Origin of the sequence: Deminuibacter soli (assembly GCF_003412455.1) — a bacterium.
Classification (GTDB): domain Bacteria; phylum Bacteroidota; class Bacteroidia; order Chitinophagales; family Chitinophagaceae; genus Deminuibacter; species Deminuibacter soli.
Genome location: NZ_QTJU01000016.1, coordinates 1 through 24113, shown reverse-complemented (window position 1 = coordinate 24113; position 24113 = coordinate 1). Strand labels below are relative to the sequence as shown.

The following is a 24113-nucleotide window of genomic DNA, read 5'->3' as shown; positions in this document are numbered from 1 at the left end:
ACCCCGTGACTTGCCATTGCTTTTTTTCGCTGCAAGGCAGCCGGTGTTTTAACGGAACATGGTGTAAACAGCAGGCGCTGCGCTGAGGCCACCTTGCGGGCTGTTTTAAATGGACGCCCGCTTTTTATTATATTAGTAGCGTAATCAAAACTTCCCTTGTATGCCCATACGCATGGTAGACGATCCCGATGATCAGCAGGACAATTCAGATGACAATAGTGGTGGCGGCGGCCGCGGACCAGGCGGCGGTGGTGGCCTGTTCCAGTTTCTGCCGCTCCTTATCGGCCTCCTTATCCGCAAACCTATCCTGCTGCTGGTAGTACTGGCCGTTGGCGCCGTATTGTATTTCAAAGGCGGGTGCAATTTCAGCGGTTTGCAGGGCGGCAGCCAGCAGGCATCTGCCGAAGACTTCAGAACCGGCGGCGTGCTTGACCCCAAGCAATTTGACAAGGCACAGATTTACGAGGGCCTCGACCCCAGCAAGACAGATTTACCCGAAGCAGTATCCCTGCTGAAGTTTGCGCCAGACCGCAAAAACCAGGGCCAGCAGGGCAGCTGCGTGGCATGGAGCAGTGCCTATGGCGCCCGCACCGTGCTGGAAGCCGCCAGTACAGGCGCTAATCCCAACCAGCTTGCATTCAGTCCCTCGTTCCTGTATAACCAGATTAAACTCGACGGCTGCCAGGGCAGTTATATTATCCGCGCCATGGAAAACATGACGCGCGTTGGCGCTGTTCCTTTCAACGATTTCCCTTACGATGACCAGGACTGCAGCCGCCAGCCCCCCGGTTCATTAAAACAGGAAGCCACACAGTACCGCATGCTTGGCTTTACCCGTTTAACCGAAGGCGACCAGATCAACAATATCGACCTGCATGCCATCAAGGAACATTTGTCTAAAGACGTGCCGGTTGTTATCGGCATGATGGTAGGCGGCAGTTTTATGCACGATATGATGGGTCGCGATATGTGGCACCCCACTGATGATGACTATTCACAAATGGGCTTTGGTGGCCATGCCATGTGTGTAATTGGCTACGACGACCGCAGGGAAGGAGGCGCTTTCCAGATAATGAACAGCTGGGGACCGGAATGGGGCAGCAATGGTGTGGCCTGGGTGCGTTACAACGATTTCAAACGCTTTGTGCGCGAGGCGTACGGTTTAAACGCCATGCCGCTGAAAGGCGCTGCTGCTTCGCAGGAGCTGGATTGTTCCATCGGCCTGGTAGAGGCCAAAACAAAGAAATACATCCCGCTGCATTTTACAGCCGGTAACGTATTTCAAACCAATGCACCCATCAGGAAAGGCACTACCTTTAAGATGGAAGTAAGAAACAGCGCAGCCTGTTATGTGTACGTGGTAGGCCTCGAAACAGATAACAGCAGTTATGTGCTGTTTCCTTACCCGCTTAAAAACGATCCCACTAAAACCAAGTTCTCACCCTATTGCGGCATTACCGGTTACCGGTTGTTCCCGCGTGGTATGAGCATGGCGGCAGACAGTATCGGCACCAAGGATTATATGGCAGTAATTATAAGCAAAGATTCACTGAACGTGTTTCAGCTGAACGAGGCCATTAACCGCAACAGGAATATGGGTTTCCCTGCAGCAGTGGCCTCGGCCATTAAAAGAAGAAGTGTAACAGATGTACCTTTCAGCAACACAGCCGAAGGTACCATCAGCTTTAAAACACCCGTGCAAGACAGGGTGGCTGTGGGTTGCGTAGTAGAAATTGATAAACAGTAATACATGAGAAAAACAAAACAACTGCTGCTGACCGCCGCAATTTTATTCAGCCTGCTCACCAAAGTACATGCAGGCGACACAACCGCACACATCTATCACCCGGAAGCCAGTGCTGCTGCCGATATAGCCCGCGCTGTTGCCGAAGCCAAAGCAACACACAAGAATGTGTTGATACAGGCAGGCGGCAACTGGTGCAGCTGGTGTATGCGCTTCAATGCACTCACTACGCAGGATGCACAACTTGATTCTGCCATTAAAGCAGGTTATGTGGTATATCATTTAAACTACAGCAAAGAGAACAAGAACCTGCCGGTGTTTGCGCAATATGGTTATGCACAGCGTTTCGGGTTCCCGGTATTTATTATCCTGGATGAAAACGGCAACCGCCTGCATACGCAAAACTCTGCGTATCTTGAAGAAGGAAAAGGATACAGCAAAACAAAGGTTCTCGACTTCCTGCAATCATGGAGCCCCGATGCGCTGAATCCTTCGCACTACAAACAATAGCCCATGCCGCAAAATATGCAATCATTCAAACAACTGGTTATGCACCCGCTGCGTTTCCGGTTGTTTTTGTTTACGCAACTGCCTTCTGCCTGGTTTGCAGGTGTGCGTATAGTTCATATAGATGAGAAGAGTGCCATTGTTACAGTAAAACAGCAATGGTTTAACAAAAACCCTTTTCATTCGATGTACTTCGGCATATTGAGTATTGCCGGGGAAATAAGCACCGGCATACTGGGCATGGCAATGATTTACAAAAACAATCCGCCGGTGAGTATGCTCATCGTAAAAAATGAAGCACAGTTTTTTAAGAAAGCCACCGGCACCATCCGCTTCACCTGCAAGGCCGGTGAGGCCATTGCCCAAACTGTTGCCACAGCTATCAGCACCGGCGAGGGACAAACCATTACCTGCCTCAGCGAAGCACACAACGAAGCAGGTGAACTGGTAGCAAGCTTCTTATTCACCTGGAGCTTTAAAGCCAAACAACCACGACAGTCATAAAAAAATGGCGTACAATCATTGGTGTACGCCATTTTTATAAGATTACTGCAGTAACGTGCAAATACAACTACACTGCAGGTGCCGCATCATCTGCCAGCTGCCCGCTCTCTGCTTCCATTTGCGTAGCTGTTAACTCATGTACCGATTGCCCGTTTATGGCAGGTGCAAATACTTCGGTCAGCAGTATGATATTCAGCACAGCCAGCCCAAGGTTTATTTCAAGCAGTAAACGTTCATCTGAAAAATTGAGCAGCAGGTTGCACAACAGCACACCAAAATTCAGCAGGTACAGTATCTTGGGCAATTTGTGCTGGTCTGCCGCCAGCAATGCAATAATGCGCCCTGCACTCACCGCCAGCGATAATATAACAAACAAGACGTAGGGCATAGGCGGTGTATAGCCCATGAGTGGCTGCAAGGCTTCATACACGCCCCACAGCGATATCAGCGCTACAAAACCCTTCAGTAATTTAACTGCCAGGCTACGGTTGCGGCCAATATACCATGCCGTGTTTTCAGCTGCATTTGTATTTTGCTCTTTCGCAAAAAACAATACGGCTATACCAATCAAATTAATAACCGGAAACAGGCATAGTACCAGCAATAAATAATTGGTACGGTGAGTGGTTAACATACGCGCCACCAGTACATTCCACAACACGGGCAGTGTTTGCGTAACAAGCCAGATACCCAGGCCGCATTTCACTAAACACGCCAGCAGGAAAAACGGCATATGTGCAGGTATGTGGCCGAATACAAATACTTCCAGGAAAAAAGCAATATCCTTTGTACTGTTCCAGAATACATTGCATGCCGAAAACAGGATAAGCGCAAAAGCCCATTTGCTGAATACAGTTGTTTTGCTTATCAGCGAACGGTGATACTCCTTGTCGGCAACAATATTTTCAACCAGGTATATAACCGGGTAAGCAACAAACGGAACAAAGATCATCAACAGGTGTATGGTATAATTGTTCCCCACTGTTTCCCTTAAACCGTATGGTAGTGTAGGCAGAAAATAAATAAAATAGCAGGCCGTTGCACCAATAAAGTATGCGGCGATGGTAGCAGGCAAAGCATTCAGTTTGCTGTTTCCATACAACAGGTACGATCGCAGTAACAATGCCGCACCTGAAACAAGCAGCAGGTCGAACTCATCGATCATTCCGCCTTTTTGCAGGAAAACACCAGCCAGTGTAACTGCCACGCTGCCGGCAGCATATATGCCGTAACGCATCCATTTTTTGGTGAGCAGCAAATCCCATCCTATCAAAAACAACATGCCGCCATACCGCAGTAGTTCGTACAACATACGGTGCGCCGTCATTTTATCCAATGAATCGAAATAAGCTGCGCTGATGAAACGTAGCGCTACAAGTACCAGCGCGGGAATCCACAGGGTGGTGATCGTTTTTTGTTGATTTGGGTTAAATACATTCATATGTGCGGGGATTGTTGGGTTATCGTTAAATATAGGCACCAACCGCCTACACTACCAAGCAATTACGACTGAAATAATGGAAAATACCGGTTTACAGGTAATGGTGCACGCTCCGGCGATGATCTTTTTACTTAATTTGCGCCTTCCCGGCCCCAAACCGGCGTTTTATTAAAAAAAGTACATTTACAGCATGTTTGAATTTCACGGCGACCGCAAACGATATTTTGATATTCAGGTGATTAATGCGGAGCAGCATGTTATACCCTTTATCAATGCTGTTAAACCCATACAACCAGGCATGCGTGTACTGGAAATAGGCTGTGGCGAAGGCGGTGTGCTCAAGGCATTTATTGATGCCGGCTGCACTGGCGTAGGCATCGATCTCGATGAAACACGCCTGGTAAATGCCGCCATCTGGTTAAAAGAAGAAATTGCAGCGGGCAAAGCCAAATTCATCTCCAAAAACATCTATGACGCCGATGTTGACACTGACCTGGAAGGCGCGTTCGACATTATTATCCTGAAAGATGTTATTGAACACATATACGACCAGCCCAAACTCATCAGCTGGATGAAAAGCTACCTGCGTCAGGGCGGCACCATTTTCTTTGGTTTTCCGCCATGGCAAATGCCCTTTGGTGGTCACCAGCAACTGTGTCACAACAAGTGGCTGGGCAAATTACCCTGGTACCACCTGCTGCCACGTTTTATGTACCGCGGTATTCTCACCCATTACAAAGAACCGGTACGCGAACTGCTCGAAATACGCGACACACGCATCAGCATTGAACGTTTTGAACGCATCGTAAAAAAAGAAGGCTATACGATTGTTAATAAGCTGCACTATCTTATTAATCCCATTTATGAATGGAAGTTTGGCTGGAAGGCTAAGAAACAATATGCAGTCATCAGCAAGGTGCCCGTATTACGCAATTTTGTTACCACCTGTGTGTATTACCTTATCCAGGTGAAACCGTGATCGGGAATCAATTTTGTAGCCCGCGGCTGTGTCCTCACAGCCGCGGGCTCAATGTACTGGCTATGGGGACACAGCCAAACGCCGCTCAGCAACTGAGCGGCGTTTTTGTTTATGGTGCAAGTGATATCCTCACCTGTACCCCCGCCCTGGTATTGGTTACAGGGGCCGTACTCGATATGTACGGGATGGTTTTTTGCTGGTCGAAGAACAGTTTTATGTTAATGCGGTTGTTCAGTACATAGTCGATAGACGGTTGTATTTTCACTACCTTTTGTCCGCCGGTAGCATAGGCTGTTGCCTGGTCTAAACGGCTGTTGCTTTGCGTATCGTCACGAACGCCGAGGTCAATGGTAAAGTTGAGATCGTTCTGTAGTTTCTTCGCTCCTTTTTTCATACCCGGCAAAGAGAACGGCAGGTTTAACCCGCGTTTGCGCCAGCTCAATCCCATATGCCATTCTGTGCTGCGTACCTCACTCAGCTGGTAATCGCTTAAGCTTAAACTGAGCTGGCGGCTTTTCAGGAACTCGAACTTCACGTTCAGCATATTGAGCGTGGTTACATCAATACCAATCAACGGGGCAAACTGTTCCTGCACGGTAAGGTTCGGCACCAGGAAGAACGGAACAAAGTTGCCTGATATGGTATCTATAAAACCAGGCGTGCCCAGGTGCAGCGGATCATAATAGTTGAGTGCACTGGTAAAGCTGTTCATGCTCAGGCTTCCGGTATAACCATGCGTTAAGGTTACGCTGCTGAAAATAGAACTCAGCGCAGGCACATGACTTAAACCGGTGTAGGTTAAACGCCAGTTAGGCAGCGGCTTGATCCCGCTGAATGGATTGGATTTAATATTTCCGTTAGATTCGCCAATCAGCGCAATTTTATTCGGATCACGTTTGCCATATGCCGCCAGGAAGGCCGGTATCAGTACATCCTGTGAGTAACGGCCATAACCCTCGTAATAACCATCCGGTGTTTTGTTCCCGCTTTGATAAGGGTTTTTGGCAGCCACACGTTGTGATATGATCAAACGGTTATTCTGGAACTCGGTGAACGTTTGCGATACCTGGTTGGGATCGTATTTCCGGAACAAGGTGCCCAAACTAATATACGATACAGTGAAGCCACCGCTCGCATACGGACTTAAATGCCCGAAGTGGTCGCCTGTTCCCGTGGTGTCTTTAAACAACTCGGTGTATTCTTTTGAATAAGATTTCTCAATGTTCAGGTCAATGTTCAGTTCACGGATAGGTTGCAGGCTCGCAGTAAGGTTTAAGCGCTGGTCAAAGTTTTGCCTGTACAGCAGGTTGAAAGTTGAATCGCGCGTAATCAATCCTCTGCGGGCCTTATCATTCAGCCAGGCAGTATCGGGCTGTTTACCAAATACGTAACCCAGTCCCGGTTGCATGCTGTGCCAGTTTTGGCCAATAAATTTGGTACTGTCCATATAACCCGGCACACGGCTGGCAAGGTTGGCCGTGTAGTTAATAGATACCCGTTTCACCATCAGCAACAATCCGCCCGCAGTACGTACAAAGCCATTTACTTCCTGCGGCTGGTTGGCACGCATCAGTCGCGCTGCCCGTTTGGCTTCACGGCGTTGCCTGCGCCATTTGCGCAATGCTTCTCTTTTCTGTTTTCCTTTCAATCCTTTGATTACCTGCTCGCGTGTAGGCAGCGTATCCAGCGGGTTTACCTGCTGTGGTTTTGCTGCAGGGTTGTTGTTGGCCGGTGCTTTCGGTTTGGGTGTAGCAGGCATGTCTATACTGCGCAGCAGTTTTGATTTTGCATACAGCCTGCTGAAATCAAATTCACCCGTAAAGCTGTTCTGCTGGCCGTTTTCAATGGTATTGCCCAGGTTGGTGGCTAGCAGGCTTGCGCCTACCCAATCGTAGTTGGTTGAGTAACTGTAGTGTGCCTGTATCCAGTCTGCAAACGGGAACTTCTGTAAAGGCAGGTTATAGGTTAAGGTTCCTTTTTGCTGGTACATGGTGTTGCGGCCGCCTTTAAAAAAGTTCTTCCATACCGAATCGCGTTTGGCCTTGGTATCCAGCCTGCCATAAGGTTCGTCTACACGGGCATTGTTAATGGCGCTGAAGTCAAGGTTCAGTGAGCGCGACAAATCCCAGCGCAGGTTATAATAACGGTCAAAGGTGAAATACTTGTCGTATGTAGTATCTACACGTTCTACCTTGTTATCGTAAGAGTTTACAATACGTGGTATGTACATGCCAAACTGCCGGTTTACATCTGCCCTGAAGCCCAGTAATGCCGGGTTCAGGTTAAAGTTAAAGTCGCGCAGAAAGGCCAGCCAGCTACTTTTGTTTTTGATGAGTTTCGTAAACGGTGTTATAAATTTAGCCTGCCCGTTATAGGTATAGCCCAGCCCAAACCGCTGCTTGGTTACATCGTTCTTTAAAATAACAGGATTCACCTGTTCAAACTTGGTATAGGAATAAGTAAAGTCAAAATTGCTCAGGCTCCACAACTTTGGTCGCATGGTGGGTTTCGCAAACCGCACGTTGGTAAAGTTCAGTGTTTTAATGGTGGTTATATCCTGCGCCGTGCTTTTAATAGAATCACGCACATGCTTATCCCTCACCCTGCCCAGTTCTGTTTTCAGTTTTACGTCAAGGTTATAAGGGTCGTATTTGGGTGTAGATACAGTGCGGTTAATGCTCGCATATACGGGTATGCTGAAGCCTGCTTTGCGTGGTACCAGTTTACCAAGGTCGAGCTGTGTAGCCGCATCAAACTGGAACATGTCGTTCATGGCGCGTTCGGTTACACGCTGGTCAATACTACCAAACCCCGCGGTGTAGGTATTGGCCGATACTGATACGGTTCCCAGGTCTGCCAGCTGCGCATCCACACGGCCCAGTGCAGCCCATCCGCCCTGTTCATCAATTTCTGATAAACGCAGTTCGTTAACCCATACTTCCGTGTTCAGCGGCATGCCCGATTGGTCTTTCGGATTCTCCACGCCAATCAAAAAGCTGGTTACCTGCCCCAGGTTCGGGTTACCCATAATAGAGTACGTTCTGTTACCGATAATTTGCCGGTATATCTGGCTCACCGCTGCGCCACTTTCATTGCGCGTTAATTTAAGATTCACCAGCTGCTGCAGCGAGAAGTCAAGATTGTTGTCTGCAGGCCATACCTGGTCTGCTGTAAGTGCATTACCCGGAACAGTTACTTTCAGTGGTATCTTAATTTCATAATAGTTGTTCAGGAAGTCCTGGCCAATGCGGATAACTGCATTCAGGTCATTATCGCGCAGCTGCGTACCCGATGCTTCGGCATGTATAAACATCGACAGTTTACCATATTGCCTGAAGTCGAGGTTCATGGTTTTGAACACAGCCCTTGAATCGCCGTCTGCCAGGTTTTTAATACGCAGGCTCATCGATTGTTCGTTCTGCAACAGGTTTACGCCGTTGTTGCTCAGCACCTGTACACGTTCAATGCCCGGGGGGATTACGTAAGGAATCGGCTGACGGCTGCTGTTTTCTTCCACGTTAACAGCCAGCACATCCAGCGTGGTGGCTGTATTGGTGGCAATGGGTGTATAGCTTCCGGTTGTGTCAAGGTCGTAGGTAAAACCACGCCACTGGTTACGTACCAGGTTCAGGGTGGCAAAACGTGTAACCACCGAATCTTCAAAACCCGTGAGATACATTCTTACAAAACGGATAGATTTAAAGTCAGGTATCTGGCCCACTTTGGTAGTAAAGTTCTCAACCGGTATGCGGAACAAATACCAGTTCTCCGGTCTTGGCTGGCCATTGGGTACGTTCGGGGTAATCACACGCTTGTCAGTGATATAACGCGTTAAACCCACATCCATACCGGGTTTCAGGTCAATCTGGTATTCGTAGTATTCTTCTGTTTCGTTGAGGGTGTTGTCGCGGTTCAGGTCTTCGTTATCAGGATACAGGGTTGCAGCAGGTGAAAACTGTGAGTTGTTCTGGTCTGCCACAGGTGAGTTGCCCTGCGGGTTATTGTAACTTTTATAACGACCGAGTATTCCGGTGTTGGCAGCATCAAAGCTGGCATCACGGTACCATTTGTAGTTATCGTTCGAGGGGTCGTTTAATGCACCCTGGTAAACCGATGAGCCCTGTGGGAAGTTCACAGAAAGATCACTCAGGTACTGGCTGCGTTTGTTTCTTTCCTGCGCATCGTTCATACCATCAAAACCAACGTCCTGGTAGGGGCGTTCTGCCGGGTCATTGCTGAATGCCTGTGTAATCTGTATCGGGTTAACAGGTGTAACACCCCAAACACCGGTGCTGTCAACGGCCGCGGGTTGTGACGGTGTAATCAACCCGTTTTCATAAAAGCGGCGGCCATCTTTCAGGATGTCTTCGCTGATATTACCCAGGTCAATCATCAGCTTACCGCCGGTGCTCGCCTGGTTCAGCACAAACGGATCCTGCATCCAGAATTCAACAAAGGCTATGTTCGCTGTTTCAAAGTCTGTCTGGTCAATGCTGCGCATAATACCACCCCATTTTCTTTTCGGAAAACGGAAACGGCCATTGGCATCCAGTTCTGAAGTGGCGGTTTCAAAGTTGTACGGACCTTTTTCTGTTGGATAATAAGCAAGGTCAAATGTGGAAGTCTGTACGTCAGTAATGTTGGTGGTACGCTGCGGAAACAGTTCGTTGGTAAACACCGCACGCGTGCGCGGGTCACTCAATGCATCCAGGTCTTTACGCAGCGGGTTGTTGGCATTGTTTTTATCCTGCAGTACCGGTTCAATGCTGTACCATGCCAGCTTGGCCCTGTTTTTACCATAGGGCAATGAATCTACCAGCGTTGCTTCCGGGAACAGGCCATTACCTGCCGGTGTAGAGGCCAGCGTCCAGTTTACAAACGGGTAACGCAGATCGATGTTGGTGCTCGTTCCTTCAAAGTCATCAATGTACACAGCTCCCTGGTTGCCCTTACCTATCTGTGAAGCGTGACCGGGTTTTAACGCCGCTGCTTCACCATAAGCATTGATGCTACTCATGGCATTGCTTTTATAAAACGGCAGTTTATTCAGCAACCTCGTAAGGCCCGGCCATTCAGAGCGGTAGTTGAAGTCAACACCATAAATGGTATTGCTGATGGGGTCATCACCAATATCCATCTTTGTAAAAAACGGGCGTTCGCCCAAATGTTCAATGGTGGCACCGATGTTCAGTTTACTGCTGGCCTTATAGTCCAGGCGCAATCCCATAAAGTTGCGTTGCTGCAACCCAAAGCCTGCGTTGTTTTCGTACTGCACATTTACCGGCACGCCCGAGTTAAGAATGGCCTGGTTAATTATTTTGAGTGAGCCGATGCTGTAATCAATTACATAATCCACGTTCTCCCGCAACAGTTGCCCGCCTGCTGTTACCGTCACTGATCCCGGCGGTACGTTAATGGCATTCAGCGATATTTCATTCGTGGTGCTGCCCTTGGCTGTACCCTGTGCCACAAAGCGGTTGAGGTTAGCATGTGTTTGCGCAATGGCTTTGATAGAATCGTACAAAGCGTAAAACACATATTTATCTTTCAATGCCTGCGGCTGCCCCTGGAAGGCAAGTGAATCCAGGTCACGGCCAAATGGTTCCAGTACGGGGAAGATGATTTTGCCCTGCTGTGATAAAACAGTAAATCCTTCCACGTAATCGTACACACCATCAGGCAATGGATCATTGCGGTTGTTTAACCGGTCAAGGTTCAATACGTTCAGCAGTGTTTTACCCTGAACAGCGGGCGCACTTTCAGGCAGGTATGGTTTGGTACCGCCGCTGGGGTCCTGGTACAGGATATTGAGTTTGAAGTCCTGCTGTTGCAGGTTGTTTACATCCAGCGAGTAAACGTTTTTCATCATCAGGTCCCAGATAGGCAGGTTGGTGCGCTGTGATGTAGCTTTCAGCAATTTCAGGAACAGTACTTTCTGCACTCCCTGTGTTGAATCAACGGTTACGTCCTGCGAAAACTCACCCACCTGGTAGGTGCGGCCGTTATAGGTATATTGATAGGCTACACCTAAAACATCATCCGGCTGCAGCTGCTGGTTCAGTGACAAAAAGCCCACCTGCGGGTTAAAGTAATATTCGGTGGTATTCAGCTTGCGCGCAAATGTTTTCTCGTATTCGTTTACCGGTGTTAATCCCCTTGACTGCAACAGGCTGTTTACAAAATTCGGGTTGCGGTTATTGGGGTTGCTTACCAGGTAACTGTATAATGTGTTGGCGCCATTCTGCGGCAGTTCGTTGGTGGTAGTAGGTGTGTTAATGGGGTTGTACGGATGTGCTTCACCAAGGTCCATCAAACCTGCCACATAGCGCGCATCCGTAGCCGTACCGGTACGGTTGGTTACCCATACTTCCATACGCAGTATCTGTACCTGGCTGTTTACCACGGGCAGTTTGCTCATGGTTTTATTATAGTTGTTGCGGAAGTACTGCGCCAGCAAAAAGTGTTTGTTCTCTTCGTAATCGTCCAGCTTCTTGTTCAGCGTTTGGGTAAGCCCCCCGCCTTTCAATGCCACGGATTGTTTTTGCGACCGCTGGTTGGCCAGCGCGGCTGTTATCAGCAACCGACCGAACTGCAACTGGGTTTTTATACCAAACAGGCTTTGCACGCTGCTCACCAGTGTACCCTTGCTTTGAAACGAAATATTACCTGCTTCAATGGATTTGATGATTTCATCATCCATACCGCGGTAATCAAGCTTCAGCTGGTTTTCGTAATCAAAGTTGGCGAGGGTATTATAATTAATCGGCAGCTTCAGTTTGTTACCGATATTGCCAATTACCTGCACGTTGGCGTTCATGTTAAAATCCAGGCCGCCTGTTCTGCGTGCGTTTTCAGGTAGTGTGGGGTTTTTAATATTCTGCCCCTGGTAACCAAGCGAAAGATCTACTGTACCGGAAGGGCGGATATCTATCTTCAATCCATTGGAATCAGCGCCAAAAATGCGATCGAACAGTTTATTGTACATCTGCATCCTGGGCCTTGCCACCTTTTTATTCAGATCATAGAGGGTATTCGCGCGCTGGTTAAAATAATCATCTTCTGCCTGCCGGCTCTGCAGTTTCCAGAATTCTTCGAAGCTGAGATAAGTAGGCTTGCGGAAGTACTGGTTGCCTACTTTTTCAATAATATAGTATTGTTTGGTAACAGGGTCGTACTCGATGGTGCGTTTCAGGTAACTGGTATCTTTGAGGTCAAAAGGGTTCCTGTTTTTCCAGGTAAAAGGGTCGCCGCGGCGGTCTTGTAATGGAAAATGCAACGAGTCTGACCTGCGCGCAGTACTGTCTTTCTTCTGGGAAAAAGCGGGTACGGCACAGCATAGCCAGGTAACTGCTGTTAAAAGGAGTATACGGGTAAAACAAGATTGCTGAGTCAATTTCTAGTTAGCTCTGTTTAAGTAGAATTCTCGCTATAGCTTACAGGTTTTTAAGTGCTGATTTGATTAATTGCTCCAGTCCGGGTGCATTATCCCCGTGTTGTTTTAAAACCTTCTGTACGGCTGTTTCAGCGGCATTACGAGCTATCCCCAACGCTACCAGGGCCTGCAGTGCGTCGTTTTCAACGGGTTGATGTGCAGCAGTGGTGGTGGTCAGCGGGCTGTCCATATGCTGTTTGGCCAGTTTCTCCCTCAGTTCCAGTATCAGCCTTTCGGCTGTTTTCCGGCCAATACCCTTGATGCTTTCAAGCAGTTTGGCATTTCCCTGTACAATGGCTTTTACAATTTCCTCTGGTTTCATACCCGACAGCATCATTCTGGCTGTAGAAGCCCCTATTCCGGATACACTGATCAACTGTAAAAACAATTCCTTCTCAGACTGTTCAAAAAAGCCATACAGGGTTTGCGCATTTTCAGTAATGTGAAGATAGGTAAACAGCTGACCTTTGTCAATATTACTGATCGATGAATAGGTATGCAGACTTATATGCAGGTCATACCCAACGCCATTTACATCTACCACCACCTGTGCCGGTGTTTTGTGCACAAAATTACCTCTTACAAATGCTATCATATACTGGAAACTCAAAAATAGGGTATTTCCCCACAAAACCAATATTCATCCCAGCCAGTGTGCAGGCCTTAACGCAAAGGAAACTTGGAACCCTGAAACCTGCAAGCAATTCGTAAATCAACTACCTTTGCCCACCTCATTTGAATTATTTTCGCATGAATAAAATAACAGCAGCCATTACCGCCGTAGGCGGGTATGTGCCGGAATACAGGCTTACCAACGCTGAACTTGAAAAGATTGTAGAAACCTCAGACGAATGGATTAAGAGCCGTACGGGTATAGAAGAACGCAGAATATTAAAAGGAGAAGGCAAGGCCAGCAGCGATATGGCCGTTCCAGCCATCCAGGAAATCCTCCGCAAAAGAAACCTCGACCCCAAAGAAATTGACTGTATCATTTGTGCCACGGTAACGCCCGATATGGTGTTTCCTGCCACTGCCAATATAATTTCCGACAAAATAGGCGCTACCAACGCCTGGGGTTTTGACATGAGTGCCGCCTGCAGCGGCTTTTTATATGGCCTTACCACAGGTGCCAGCTTTATCGAAAGTGGCCGCTATAAAAAGGTAATCGTGGTTGGGGTAGATAAAATGAGCTCTATTATCGATTACACCGACCGTACTACCTGCATTATTTTCGGCGACGGCGCCGGCGCTGTGCTGCTCGAAGCCAATAACGAAGGCGAAGGCCTACTGGATTCTATCCTCAAAAGCGACGGCAGCGGCCGCGATTTCCTGCACATGAAAGCAGGCGGTTCTTTAAAACCAGCCACTATTGAAACCGTTACCGCCCGCGAACACTATGCTTACCAGGAAGGTAAAACCGTGTTTAAATTTGCCGTAACCGGCATGGCCGATGTAAGCGCTCAGCTTATGGAACGCAATAACCTCTCTGCCGATGATATTTCCTGGCTGGTACCCCACCAGGCCAACCTGCGCATTATCGACGCAACTGCCAACCGCATGGGACTGCCTAAAGAAAAGGTGATGATCAACATCCATCGCTTTGGCAATACCACTGCAGGTACCATCCCCCTTTGCCTGTGGGAATGGGAAAACCAGCTCAAAAAAGGCGACAACCTGGTACTCGCAGCCTTCGGCGGCGGTTTCACCTGGGGCGCCGCCTGGATCAAATGGGCCTACAACGGCTAATTTGACAATGTGACAATTTGAAAATGCAATACAAAATAAAAAAAGCGCCGGCCCTGCCCGGCGCTTTGCTTGTTAATAGCCATTTAGTAATCTACCTATCAGGCAGTTGTATGCCATTTTCAAATTAGCGCACTTTCAAATTTTCAAATTGAGCGGGCAACTTTTGCACGTACATTACGTTTTATATATACATGAAAAATTACCTGTTAGCTGCCTTGCTCTGCCTGTGCACACTTGCTGCATTTGCCCAGAAAGAGCCCATTGAAAAAACCTGGTTTAACGAGGAAAAGACCGCCAAAATTGAAGTATACAAAGCGGTAGATGGCAAATTATACGGCAAACTGGTGTGGATGCAGGATGCCACCGACGCAAATGGCAAACCACGAACAGATAGCAAAAATCCCAACGAAAGCCTCCGCAATACCCCGCTCATGAACTATCCCATTCTCAAAGGCTTCACCAAAGGCAAAACAGAAGGCGTGTATGAAGGCGGCACTGTGTACGACCCCAAGACCGGTAAAACCTATTGCGGCAAACTTACCCTGCAGGCAGGTGGTAATGAATTAAAACTGAAAGGATATATCTGTAGTTTCTCTATGCTGGGCCGCACTTCTGTATGGACGGTGGCGCCATAAGCCGCTGTTCTTTTAACTTCGTGGAAAGTATTTTTACCAAACATGAGCATAACCATACGCAAAGCAGAGCGAAAAGATTGCGCCCGCATGATGGAACTGGTGCACGAACTCGCCGTTTTTGAAAAAGCCCCGCAGGAAGTCACCGTTTCCCAGGAACATTTTGAAGAAAGCGGCTTTGGCAGCAAACCGGTATGGTGGGCCTTTGTAGCCGAAGCCGGTAACCAGGTAGTCGGTTTCGCACTCTATTACATCCGCTACTCTACCTGGAAAGGGCAGCGCATGTACCTCGAAGACCTGCTGGTAACCGAAGCATGGCGCGGCAAAGGCATCGGCTCCCTGCTGTTTGATGCCCTGATTGAAGAAGCTAAAAAACAACACTACAATGGCATTGCCTGGCAGGTACTCGAATGGAATGAGCCCGCCATCCGCTTCTACAAAAAACTCAATGCCACCCTCGATCCCGAATGGGTGAATTGCGCACTTACCGTGGCTTAGTATAATATATTATAAAATAAAACGGATGATCCCGCTAGGTAGATCATCCGTTTCTTATAAAATCCGCTTTGGGAAAGCTAATCGCTATCCGCTATCCGCTAAAAGCTGCGCTCTAGTTTACACCATTTACCACGGCATTCTTATCAATCTTCGCAACCAGTCCCTGTAATACTTTACCAGGACCAGCCTCTGTAAATTCAGTTGCGCCATCAGCCAGCATTGCCTGTACACTTTGTGTCCAGCGCACGGCGCCGGTTAACTGGTTAATCAGGTTTTGCTTAATGGAAGCCGCGTCTGTTACGGCTTTGGCCACCACATTCTGGTAAACCGGGCATTTAGGCGTGTTAAACGTGGTTGCTTCAATAGCAGCAGCCAGTTCTTCACGTGCAGGTTCCATCAGGGGTGAGTGAAAAGCACCGCCCACAGGCAGCACCAGCGCGCGTTTGGCACCTGCAGCTTTCATGCGTTCGCAGGCAATTTCAACCCCTTTTACCGTACCGCTGATTACCAGCTGGCCAGGGCAGTTATAGTTGGCAGCCACCACTATTTCACCGGTTTCCTGCTGAACAGCGGCGCATATTTCTTCTACTTTCGCGTCATCCAGGGCCAGTACGGCAGCCATGGTTGAAGGCGTTATTTCACAGGCCTTCTGCATGGCTTTTGCGCGCAGGCTCACCAGTTTCAATGCATCGGTAAACAGTAGTGTGCCGTTGGCTACCAGTGCAGAAAATTCACCCAGCGAATGACCGGCTACCATATCAGGTACCGCGTTTTCAATGGTTTGATAGGCAGCTACGGAGTGCAGGAAAACAGCAGGTTGCGTAACTGCAGTCTGTTTCAGTGCCTCTTCGGTGCCGGTGAACATGACGTCGCTTATTTTAAAACCCAGGCTATCATTGGCCTGCTCAAATAATTGTTTGGCAGCGGTATTGGATTCGTACAGGTTTTTGCCCATTCCACTGAACTGGCTTCCCTGGCCTGGAAATACGTACGCGTGTTTGCCCATAGTTTGTTGATTTGTTTGGGGGTTTTGGTAACAGGGCGCAAAAATAATAGTAAAAGCAATTAACTCAGTGTGGCACTGATGAGCTTCATAAATTCACTGCGGGTGGTTTCTTTTTCAAACTCACCAAAAAAAGCAGAGGTAGTGGTAACAGAATTTTGTTTCTGCACACCACGCATCATCATGCACAGGTGTTGGGCCTCAATTACCACAGCCACCCCAATGGGATTCAGCGCTTCTTTAATGGCGCCGAGTATTTCGGTGGTTAACCGTTCCTGCACCTGCAGGCGGCGGGAATACACATCTACCACGCGGGCTATTTTGCTTAAGCCGGTGATCCACCCGTTGGGGATGTAGGCTATATGAGCCTTACCTATAAAAGGCAGCATATGGTGCTCGCACATGCTGTACAATTCAATATCTTTTACAATTACCATCTCGCTCACGGTTTCGTGAAACTTGGCGGAGTTGAGTATATCCACCGCATCAAGCTGGTATCCCTGCGTTAAAAACTGCATTGCTTTGGCAATACGCTCGGGCGTTTTCTGCAATCCTTCCCTGTTGGGATTTTCACCTATCAATTCAATTACCTTGCGGTAACTGCCCATCATATCGTTGGTTACATCCTCGTCGTAATGTTCTGTTTTGGTATAGGCCATTGCTACATATTTAATCTGTTATCAACAACAAATGCCAATGTATAATGGCATTTTCTCCGGCTACAATGCCGGGTATTCCACGAAGTTTCTTTCTGTTTCATACAGGCGTACCTGCAGGTCGAGCGCAGCATTAATCCGCGGCCGCAGCAGGTCGTAAATTACCCGGGCAATATTTTCTGCCGTGGGGTTCAGCTCACGGAATTCCACCGTATCGAGGTTCAGGTTTTTGTGATCAAACCTGTCCAGCACTTCTTCCCTTACAATATCGCTCAGCAATTTCAGGTCAATTACATAACCGGTAGCAGCATCGGGCATGCCGGTAACTTTTACTACCAGCTCATAGTTATGCCCGTGGAAATTGGCATTGTTACACTTACCAAACACCTGCTGGTTCTTCTCGTCAGAAAAAGCAGGTACATGCAAACGGTGCGCCGCATTAAAATGTTCTTTCCTGTAAACCGCTGTTTTATAGCCGGGCATCGTTGAATGTTTTTAACGTTGATGTATTACCCGAAATACTCTACATAAATACGGGCCGTTTCGTAAAGCTTAATGCAATGTAACTGCACATTCTCCGGCAAATGAGGTGCCAGCTGGTGCCAAATACCCATAGCCAGGTTCTCGGTGCTGCATATTTTGCCCTGCAAAAAATCAACATCTAAGTTCAGGTTCTTGTGATCTACTTTGGCAATCACTTTCTCCCTGATCAGCTTGCTCAGTTTCTTAACGTCCATCAAAAAACCGGTGTCCTCGTCCACTTCACCCTTAATGGTTACAAACAGGTCAAAGTTATGCCCATGCCAGTTTTCATTGGCACAAACCCCGAATACACTTTCGTTCTTTTCCTTGCTCCAGGCGGGGTTGTATAATTTGTGTGCTGCATTAAAATGCTCCAGTCTCGTGAGATAAACCATTCCGCTCCAAAAATTTTTGCAAAGTTAACAGATAGCAGGCAAAGCTGGTAGTTTTCCTTTTTTACCCGACCTTTGCCCACACTTATGCGTGTTGTAATTACAGCTGCCACAGCAGGCGAAATTGCCCCGGTTAAAGAAACCCTCCCCGCCCGTTATTCCGGTGCAGATGCCCCTGTTTCTGTGCAATTTCATACTGCAGGCGTAGGCATGGTGGCCACCACCTGGTCGCTTACGCGCCTGCTCAGCGAACAGCAACCACAACTGGTTATCCAGGCGGGTATTGCCGGTTGCTTTGACCACCAGGTGCCGCTTGGCGCAGTTATGGCCATCAGCAGCGAACACTTTGGTGATACCGGTGTAGAAGAAAACGGCCAGTGGCGCGATTTGTTCAGCCTGCAGCTCGATGGCCCCGATACCCCCCCCTTCGAAAACCGGGAACTGCCCAACCCCTGGCTTCAACAGTACAACCTGCTGCACCTGCCCCAGGCCCATGCGGTTACCATCAATACCATCACCACCCGGCCCGAACGTATACAACAGCTGCAGCAACACTACCGCCCCACCCTCGAAAGCATGGAAGGCGCCGCGCTGCATTATGTATGCAGAATGGCCCGGACACCTTTTATCCAGCTGAGAAGCGTAAGCAACTACATCGGCGAACGCGACAAATCAAAGTGGAAAATAAAAGACGCCATCATTAACCTGAACCAGTGCCTGCTGCAGCTAATAGAAGCAATTGATAAAAATGGTTAAATGGCTTTATGGCTGTTTTAACCATCAAACCATTCAACAACGGAACCATCAAACAGTACGATATGAAACTTACGCTCGGCTTTAGTCCCTGTCCAAACGATACCTTTATTTTCGACGCACTGGTTAACAAAAAAATTGATACCGGTGACCTCGAATTCGACGTAGTGCTCGAAGATGTGCAAACCCTCAACAAATGGGCGCTCGAAGGCAAACTCGATTTCTCCAAAATAAGTTATGGCGTGCTGCCCCTTATATTGCCCAACTATATTGTACTTAACAGCGGCAGTGCACTTGGTAAAGGTGTAGGCCCCCTGCTTATTGCCCGTGAGCCATTGCAGCCCGGTACCGATGTATCACAGCTCACGATTGCCATTCCCGGCGAAAACACCACGGCGCACATGCTGTTCTCGCTGGCCTACCCCGGCATTAAGACTAAAAAGTTCAAGGTGTTTAACGAAATAGAAGATGCGGTATTGAGCGGTGAAGCAGATGCCGGTGTCATCATTCATGAAAACCGTTTTACTTACCAGCAGCGCGGACTGGTAAAATGGATGGATCTCGGTGATTTCTGGGAAAAAGAAACAGGGGTGCCCATCCCCCTCGGTGGCATTGTAGCCAAAAGAAGCCTGCCCCTGTCATTGATTCAGCAGGTAGATGAATTAATCCGCGTGAGTGTTGGTAATTCCTTCGCGTATTATCCCGATGTATCGGAATATGTGCGCAGTCATGCACAGGAAATGAGTGAAGATGTGATGCGCCAGCACATCGATTTGTATGTAAACAATTTCTCTATCGACCTGGAGCAGCCCGGCCGCGATGCCATACACCGTTTAATGGAAGTATACAAACAGCTGCACCCCGGTCAGCCTGCGCCAACAGCACCGGTATTTGCATAAATACACTTAATCATGATACAGGGATGATGGCTGCAAAGCTTCATCCCTTTTTTAGTGCCTTTTTGTATTCATCCAAAGCCCTGTTGCGTCCCAGCTCATGCGGAACAATGGGTTCGGGATAATTGAAGCTTTCAAACTCAGGCACCCACTTGCGCACATATTGTAAATCCTTATCAAACCGTTGGGTTTGCAACGAGGGATTAAACACCCTGAAATAAGGCGCAGCATCACAGCCGCAGCCCGCAGCCCATTGCCAGCCGCCGTTGTTCGCAGCATAATCATAATCCAGCAGTTTTTTAGCAAAATAGGCTTCGCCCCAGCGCCAGTCAATCAGTAAATGTTTGGCCAGGAAAGAGGCTACAATCATACGTACCCGGTTGTGCATAAAACCCGTGGTATTTAATTCACGCATGCCTGCATCTACAATAGGATAACCGGTTTCGCCCCTGCACCAGCGGTCAAATTCCTTTTCGTTATTGCGCCATTTAATATGGTCATATTCCTTCCTGAACGAATGCCCTTTGCGCACATGCTCAAAATGTGCCAGTATCATGTGATAAAACTCGCGCCATACCAGTTCATTTAAATATACTTCGCTGTTCTCCATGGCTTGCCTGGCCAGCTCACGTATGCTTACCGTACCAAAACGCAGGTGCACGCCCATACGCGACGTGCCTGCAATACCGGGAAAATCGCGCTGGTCTTTGTATTGTTTAATCAGGTTATCACTCACATGAGCTGCCGGGAAATCATCTTCCGTACGTTCAAAACCCATGCTGTGCAGGCTGGGCAGCTTCTTTGCCTTGTGTTGGTAAAAATGGGAGTAGTATTTTTTAGCTGGGTAGGAACGCAGGTGAAAATCGGTGAGCTGCGCTTTCCACTTTTTACTGTAAGGGGTAAATACCGTGTATGGTTCACCGTTATCTTTCAACACTTCATTACCGTCGAATATTACCTGGTCTTTGTAATGATGAAAGCTGCCGCCATGTTCTTTAATTAACGCTGCGATAGATTTGTCGCGGTCAATAGCATATTGCTCATAGTCGCGGTTAGTGTATATCTTTTCAACATCGTAATGCTGCAATAAATGTTTGAAAGCCTCTATGGGTGTATCGTACAACACTTCCATACCGCTGCCCAGCTTTTCAAGCTGTTGTTGCATATGCGCAATGGCGTCGTAGATAAACGTAACGCGTGCATCTTTTTTTTCTTCCAGGTCGCTGAGAATATGCGTATCAAAAATAAATACCGGCAGCACAGGATTATTGCCTTTCAATGCGCGGTACAGCGCGGCATTATCATGCAAACGCAAATCGCGCCTAAACCACATTACATTTACTTTTGGCTTCATCAGTTCAGTTTGAATACTTAACAAGCCGCGAATGTAAATGTTTAAGATCACAGCCAACAGGCTAAACAGAAGCAGCAATACAACTATAAGGTAAAGGTACTCACCGTTTGCTTTTCGCAACGCTAAACGCTATAAAACGCACAACAAAGCGCACCACATCTATGGCATACATATTAAAAAGGCAAACAAAACTGTATACAAATGCCGCTGTAAAATAAAGTACGCGCCAGCCCCAGGCAGCATCCAGCAACGTTTGGCTATTGTAGTGAAAAGTACTAGGGATAGTAAACAATACTACTATCACAGCAGCAGAATCAAGTAAGTAAATCGCAGTTCGTAGCAGCCAGCTGGTCATAACAAATGAATTGCAGTTAAATTACAAACTTTCCGCATAACTACATTTCCTGCTTCTAAAAAATTCACTACTCACTACTCACTATTCACCCATCATCCCGCAGGGTATCGCCCAAACAAAAAAACGGTGACACTCTTTGCAGAGCATCACCGCCTTTATAGTTTGAAAAAATCAGTGGTTCCGGAATTAACCGTTGCCTTCTTCTTTTTTCAGTTTTTCTTTGATTTCAGCCAGTGCACCTAAGTCACCCAAAGTTGCTTTTTCAACTTTACCCTGGATGGTTTTAACAGCTTTCTTGGTTTTATCTGCTTCAGCACGTGCTTCTTTCTTCGCAGCTTCTTTCTCTTCAATAGCCTGCTGTTCCCAGATACGTGCATGGCTAACAACGATGCGTTTTTCATTGCGATCGAATTCGATCACCATGAACTGTGCAGTTTCGTCGGCGCCGATGCTTTTGCCGTCTTCTTTACCCAGGTGACGGTTAGGAGCAAATCCTTCCAGGCCGTAAGGCAGCTGAACAATAGCACCTTTGTCATCTTTGCGGGTAACAGTTCCTTCATGGATAGTACCTACAGCGAAAGTATCTTCCAGGGCATTCCAGGGATCTTCTTCCAGCTGTTTGTGTCCCAACTGCAGTTTGCGGTTTTCTTTGTCGATGCTCAGGATAACCACATCGATCTGCTCGCCAACTTTAGTGTATTCAGAAGGATGGTTGAAACGTTTCAGCCAGCTCAGGTCGCTGATGTGGATCATACCACCGATACCAGCTTCCAGTTCTACAAACACACCGTAAGGAGTGATGTTTTTAACCAGGCCTTTGTGTTTGCTTCCTTCAGGGAATTTAGTTTCGATAGTGCTCCAGGGATCTTCAGACAGCTGTTTGATAGACAGGCTCATTTTACGCGCATCTTTGTCCAGTGTTACCACTTTCGCTTCGTGCTCGTTGCCCAGCTTGAAGAATTCTTTTGCATTGATTGGTGTGTTAGCCCAGGTAATTTCACTTACGTGTACCAGGCCTTCAACACCAGGCTGAATTTCGAGGAATGCACCGTAGTCTTCAATGTTCACTACTTTACCTTTCACAGTAGCACCTTCGTGGATCCACTCAGGCAGCACATCCCATGGGTGAGGAGTTAATTGTTTCAGACCAAGGCTGATACGGCGTTTGTCGTCGTCGAAATCCAGTACCACCACTTGTAATTTCTGATCCAGTTTCAGTACTTCGCTTGGGTGCGAGATACGACCCCAGCTGATATCTGTGATGTACAACAAACCATCGAGGCCACCCAGATCCATGAAAGCACCGAAGTCTGTGATGTTTTTCACAGTACCTTCCAGTACCTGGCCTTTCTCCAGTTTGCTGATGATTTCTGCACGCTGTGCTTCGATATCGCTTTCGATCAAAGCTTTGTGTGATACAACGGCATTCTTGATGGCTTCGTTGATCTTCACCACTTTGAACTCCATTGTTTTGTTTACGAACTGATCGTAATCGGTAACAGGTTTAACATCGATCTGAGAACCTGGCAGGAAGGTTTCCATGCCAAATACGTCAACGATCAAGCCACCTTTGGTTTTGCTGGTAACAGTACCGGTAACCACTTCGCCTGTTTTATGAACCTCAACGATTCTTTCCCATGCGCGGTGAATACGTGCCTGTTTGCGGCTCAGGTGCAGATGACCTTGCCTGTCTTCTTTCTCAACTACCATTACTTCAACTTCGTCGCCGATGTTCAGTGTAGGTAAGTCACGGAATTCATTCAAAGAAATCAAACCGTCGCTTTTAAAACCGATGTTGATGACAACGTCTGTTTTAGTTAAAGCCACAACACCACCGGTAACGATTTCACCATCACCGATTGTGATGAAAGTGTCATCATAAACCTTGTCATATTTAACTTTTTCAGCCGGAGCGTAATGAGAAACATTGCGTTTATCAATGCTCCAGTCAAAATCATCATGCGCAGTAGCAGGTGCTGCTGCCACAGGTGCATTTGTTGTCGCAGTAGGCTCGGCCTGGGGCGCGGCACTCTCCTGTGCATCTGCGTTTAATTGTTTAACAAACAAATTTTGAAACATAACCATTTCCCGAAGGGATTTAATTTCGGGGGTGCAAAAATACAAATTATTCCGCGATTTTCCTACGTTTCCGCCGCATTCAACGTGCTAATGCCACTGCCGGCCCAAACATTAAAACAAGTATTCCCTTAAACAGAAATTTAAGCCGGGCATTAACAGTTTTTTGCATCCCGAAGCTGTATCTTAATTGCTTCAAAACCATCCCAATTATGAAAAAGTTATTACTTGCCGTAATCGCCTCCTGCCTGTTAACAGTGGCCAATTTCGCGCAAACAACAGCACCCAAAAAAGATAAGGCTGCCACTGCGCAAACGGCCAAGACCAAAAAAGACGGCACGCCCGACATGCGTTACAAAGAAAACAAAGACGCATCCAAAGCAGCCGCTAAACCTGCAGGCCCTACCAAGAAAGACGGCACCGCAGATATGCGTTACAAGGCCAATAAAGACGCAGCAAAGAAAAAAGGATAGAGAACAAGTTTATAAAAAATGCGGGCTGTCTCAAAAGATGAAGTGCCCCCTTAAAGTTAGACGCTTTTAGGGGGCACTTCAAGAAAGAGGCAGCCTCATTTTGTTTTTATAGTTATACACCTGATCTGGATATTTTTTCGTTGCAGCAGT

General features: G+C 47.6%; 19 protein-coding genes. 10 read left to right on the top strand and 9 right to left on the bottom strand.

Annotation, left to right across the window (positions count from 1 at the left end; genetic code table 11):
• Positions 1-160: 160 nt before the first annotated feature.
• The 3 genes from DXN05_RS23585 to DXN05_RS23575 are packed head-to-tail and all read left to right on the top strand — an operon-like array spanning position 161 to position 2755.
• Positions 161-1747, top strand: a complete 1587-nt coding sequence (locus DXN05_RS23585) for a C1 family peptidase (protein WP_116849776.1) — start codon at positions 161-163, stop codon at positions 1745-1747.
• Between the two features lie 3 nt (positions 1748-1750).
• Positions 1751-2254 carry a thioredoxin family protein gene (locus DXN05_RS23580; protein ID WP_116849775.1) on the top strand — a complete coding sequence of 168 codons (504 nt, stop codon included), beginning with the start codon at positions 1751-1753 and terminating at the stop codon, positions 2252-2254.
• A 3-nt stretch (positions 2255-2257) separates the two neighbouring features.
• Positions 2258-2755, top strand: coding sequence for a PaaI family thioesterase (locus tag DXN05_RS23575; protein WP_245975293.1), 498 nt, complete (start codon positions 2258-2260; stop codon positions 2753-2755).
• Positions 2756-2822: 67 nt separating this feature from the next.
• On the opposite strand, the gene DXN05_RS23570 is transcribed toward DXN05_RS23575, so the two are convergent.
• Entirely contained in the window at positions 2823-4196 is a 1374-nt protein-coding gene (locus DXN05_RS23570) for a hypothetical protein (RefSeq protein ID WP_116849774.1), read from the bottom strand.
• A gap of 190 nt (positions 4197-4386) precedes the next feature.
• Here DXN05_RS23570 and DXN05_RS23565 point away from each other — a divergent pair, with 190 nt between their 5' ends.
• Positions 4387-5175: a class I SAM-dependent methyltransferase gene (locus DXN05_RS23565; protein ID WP_116849773.1), complete on the top strand. Its 789-nt coding sequence runs from the start codon at positions 4387-4389 to the stop codon at positions 5173-5175.
• 109 nt (positions 5176-5284) lie between these two features.
• Here the strand turns inward: DXN05_RS23565 and sov are convergent, their stop codons facing one another.
• Positions 5285-12568: a T9SS outer membrane translocon Sov/SprA gene (gene sov, locus DXN05_RS23560; protein WP_116849772.1), complete on the bottom strand. Its 7284-nt coding sequence runs from the start codon at positions 12566-12568 to the stop codon at positions 5285-5287.
• 40 nt (positions 12569-12608) lie between these two features.
• On the bottom strand, positions 12609-13217 hold the full coding sequence (ruvA, locus tag DXN05_RS23555; protein WP_245975292.1) for a Holliday junction branch migration protein RuvA: 609 nt from the start codon (positions 13215-13217) through the stop codon (positions 12609-12611).
• Between the two features lie 140 nt (positions 13218-13357).
• Here ruvA and DXN05_RS23550 point away from each other — a divergent pair, with 140 nt between their 5' ends.
• The 3 genes from DXN05_RS23550 to DXN05_RS23540 all read left to right on the top strand — a co-directional run bounded on the left by DXN05_RS23550 (position 13358) and on the right by DXN05_RS23540 (position 15483).
• Positions 13358-14353: a beta-ketoacyl-ACP synthase III gene (locus tag DXN05_RS23550; RefSeq protein WP_116849770.1), complete on the top strand. Its 996-nt coding sequence runs from the start codon at positions 13358-13360 to the stop codon at positions 14351-14353.
• Positions 14354-14544: 191 nt separating this feature from the next.
• Positions 14545-14988, top strand: coding sequence for a DUF2147 domain-containing protein (locus DXN05_RS23545; protein ID WP_116849769.1), 444 nt, complete (start codon positions 14545-14547; stop codon positions 14986-14988).
• Positions 14989-15030: 42 nt separating this feature from the next.
• Positions 15031-15483 (top strand): GNAT family N-acetyltransferase, encoded by a 453-nt coding sequence (locus DXN05_RS23540; protein ID WP_116849768.1) that lies wholly within the window; start codon positions 15031-15033, stop codon positions 15481-15483.
• Between the two features lie 112 nt (positions 15484-15595).
• On the opposite strand, the gene fabD is transcribed toward DXN05_RS23540, so the two are convergent.
• The 4 genes from fabD to DXN05_RS23520 are packed head-to-tail and all read right to left on the bottom strand — an operon-like array spanning position 15596 to position 18059.
• A complete protein-coding gene (gene fabD / locus DXN05_RS23535) occupies positions 15596-16489 on the bottom strand; it encodes an ACP S-malonyltransferase (RefSeq protein WP_116849767.1) in 894 nt (297 codons plus the stop codon).
• Positions 16490-16548: 59 nt separating this feature from the next.
• Positions 16549-17145 carry a GTP cyclohydrolase I FolE gene (folE, locus tag DXN05_RS23530; protein ID WP_116849766.1) on the bottom strand — a complete coding sequence of 199 codons (597 nt, stop codon included), beginning with the start codon at positions 17143-17145 and terminating at the stop codon, positions 16549-16551.
• 60 nt (positions 17146-17205) lie between these two features.
• Positions 17206-17625 carry a 6-pyruvoyl trahydropterin synthase family protein gene (locus tag DXN05_RS23525; protein WP_116849765.1) on the bottom strand — a complete coding sequence of 140 codons (420 nt, stop codon included), beginning with the start codon at positions 17623-17625 and terminating at the stop codon, positions 17206-17208.
• 26 nt (positions 17626-17651) lie between these two features.
• Complete coding sequence (locus tag DXN05_RS23520) at positions 17652-18059, bottom strand: 6-pyruvoyl trahydropterin synthase family protein (RefSeq protein ID WP_116849764.1); 408 nt, start codon at positions 18057-18059, stop codon at positions 17652-17654.
• Between the two features lie 84 nt (positions 18060-18143).
• Between DXN05_RS23520 and mqnB the strand changes: the two genes are divergently transcribed.
• Together mqnB and DXN05_RS23510 are read left to right on the top strand one after the other, a co-directional pair.
• A complete protein-coding gene (gene mqnB / locus DXN05_RS23515; RefSeq protein WP_147314072.1) occupies positions 18144-18812 on the top strand; it encodes a futalosine hydrolase in 669 nt (222 codons plus the stop codon).
• An 8-nt stretch (positions 18813-18820) separates the two neighbouring features.
• Positions 18821-19708: a 1,4-dihydroxy-6-naphthoate synthase gene (locus DXN05_RS23510; RefSeq protein WP_245975291.1), complete on the top strand. Its 888-nt coding sequence runs from the start codon at positions 18821-18823 to the stop codon at positions 19706-19708.
• 40 nt (positions 19709-19748) lie between these two features.
• On the opposite strand, the gene DXN05_RS23505 is transcribed toward DXN05_RS23510, so the two are convergent.
• Positions 19749-21059, bottom strand: a complete 1311-nt coding sequence (locus DXN05_RS23505) for a cryptochrome/photolyase family protein (protein WP_116849818.1) — start codon at positions 21057-21059, stop codon at positions 19749-19751.
• A gap of 541 nt (positions 21060-21600) precedes the next feature.
• Positions 21601-23499, bottom strand: coding sequence for a 30S ribosomal protein S1 (gene rpsA / locus DXN05_RS23495; protein ID WP_245975290.1), 1899 nt, complete (start codon positions 23497-23499; stop codon positions 21601-21603).
• A 203-nt stretch (positions 23500-23702) separates the two neighbouring features.
• Between rpsA and DXN05_RS23490 the strand changes: the two genes are divergently transcribed.
• Positions 23703-23963, top strand: coding sequence for a hypothetical protein (locus tag DXN05_RS23490; RefSeq protein WP_116849761.1), 261 nt, complete (start codon positions 23703-23705; stop codon positions 23961-23963).
• The last annotated feature ends 150 nt before the right edge of the window (positions 23964-24113 follow it).

Bases quoted from the DNA above. Each gene is read 5' to 3' on its own strand.
- DXN05_RS23510 (WP_245975291.1), top strand. From the start codon at position 18,821: ATGGCTGTTTTAACCATCAAACCATTCAACAACGGAACCATCAAACAG.
- DXN05_RS23540 (WP_116849768.1), top strand. From the start codon at position 15,031: ATGAGCATAACCATACGCAAAGCAGAGCGAAAAGATTGCGCCCGCATG.
- mqnB (WP_147314072.1), top strand. From the start codon at position 18,144: ATGCGTGTTGTAATTACAGCTGCCACAGCAGGCGAAATTGCCCCGGTT.
- DXN05_RS23545 (WP_116849769.1), top strand. From the start codon at position 14,545: ATGAAAAATTACCTGTTAGCTGCCTTGCTCTGCCTGTGCACACTTGCT.
- DXN05_RS23570 (WP_116849774.1), bottom strand. From the start codon at position 4,196: ATGAATGTATTTAACCCAAATCAACAAAAAACGATCACCACCCTGTGG.
- DXN05_RS23585 (WP_116849776.1), top strand. From the start codon at position 161: ATGCCCATACGCATGGTAGACGATCCCGATGATCAGCAGGACAATTCA.
- DXN05_RS23505 (WP_116849818.1), bottom strand. From the start codon at position 21,059: ATGAAGCCAAAAGTAAATGTAATGTGGTTTAGGCGCGATTTGCGTTTG.
- fabD (WP_116849767.1), bottom strand. From the start codon at position 16,489: ATGGGCAAACACGCGTACGTATTTCCAGGCCAGGGAAGCCAGTTCAGT.
- folE (WP_116849766.1), bottom strand. From the start codon at position 17,145: ATGGCCTATACCAAAACAGAACATTACGACGAGGATGTAACCAACGAT.
- rpsA (WP_245975290.1), bottom strand. From the start codon at position 23,499: ATGGTTATGTTTCAAAATTTGTTTGTTAAACAATTAAACGCAGATGCA.
- DXN05_RS23580 (WP_116849775.1), top strand. From the start codon at position 1,751: ATGAGAAAAACAAAACAACTGCTGCTGACCGCCGCAATTTTATTCAGC.
- DXN05_RS23575 (WP_245975293.1), top strand. From the start codon at position 2,258: ATGCCGCAAAATATGCAATCATTCAAACAACTGGTTATGCACCCGCTG.
- DXN05_RS23520 (WP_116849764.1), bottom strand. From the start codon at position 18,059: ATGGTTTATCTCACGAGACTGGAGCATTTTAATGCAGCACACAAATTA.
- DXN05_RS23550 (WP_116849770.1), top strand. From the start codon at position 13,358: ATGAATAAAATAACAGCAGCCATTACCGCCGTAGGCGGGTATGTGCCG.
- DXN05_RS23490 (WP_116849761.1), top strand. From the start codon at position 23,703: ATGAAAAAGTTATTACTTGCCGTAATCGCCTCCTGCCTGTTAACAGTG.
- DXN05_RS23565 (WP_116849773.1), top strand. From the start codon at position 4,387: ATGTTTGAATTTCACGGCGACCGCAAACGATATTTTGATATTCAGGTG.
- DXN05_RS23525 (WP_116849765.1), bottom strand. From the start codon at position 17,625: ATGCCCGGCTATAAAACAGCGGTTTACAGGAAAGAACATTTTAATGCG.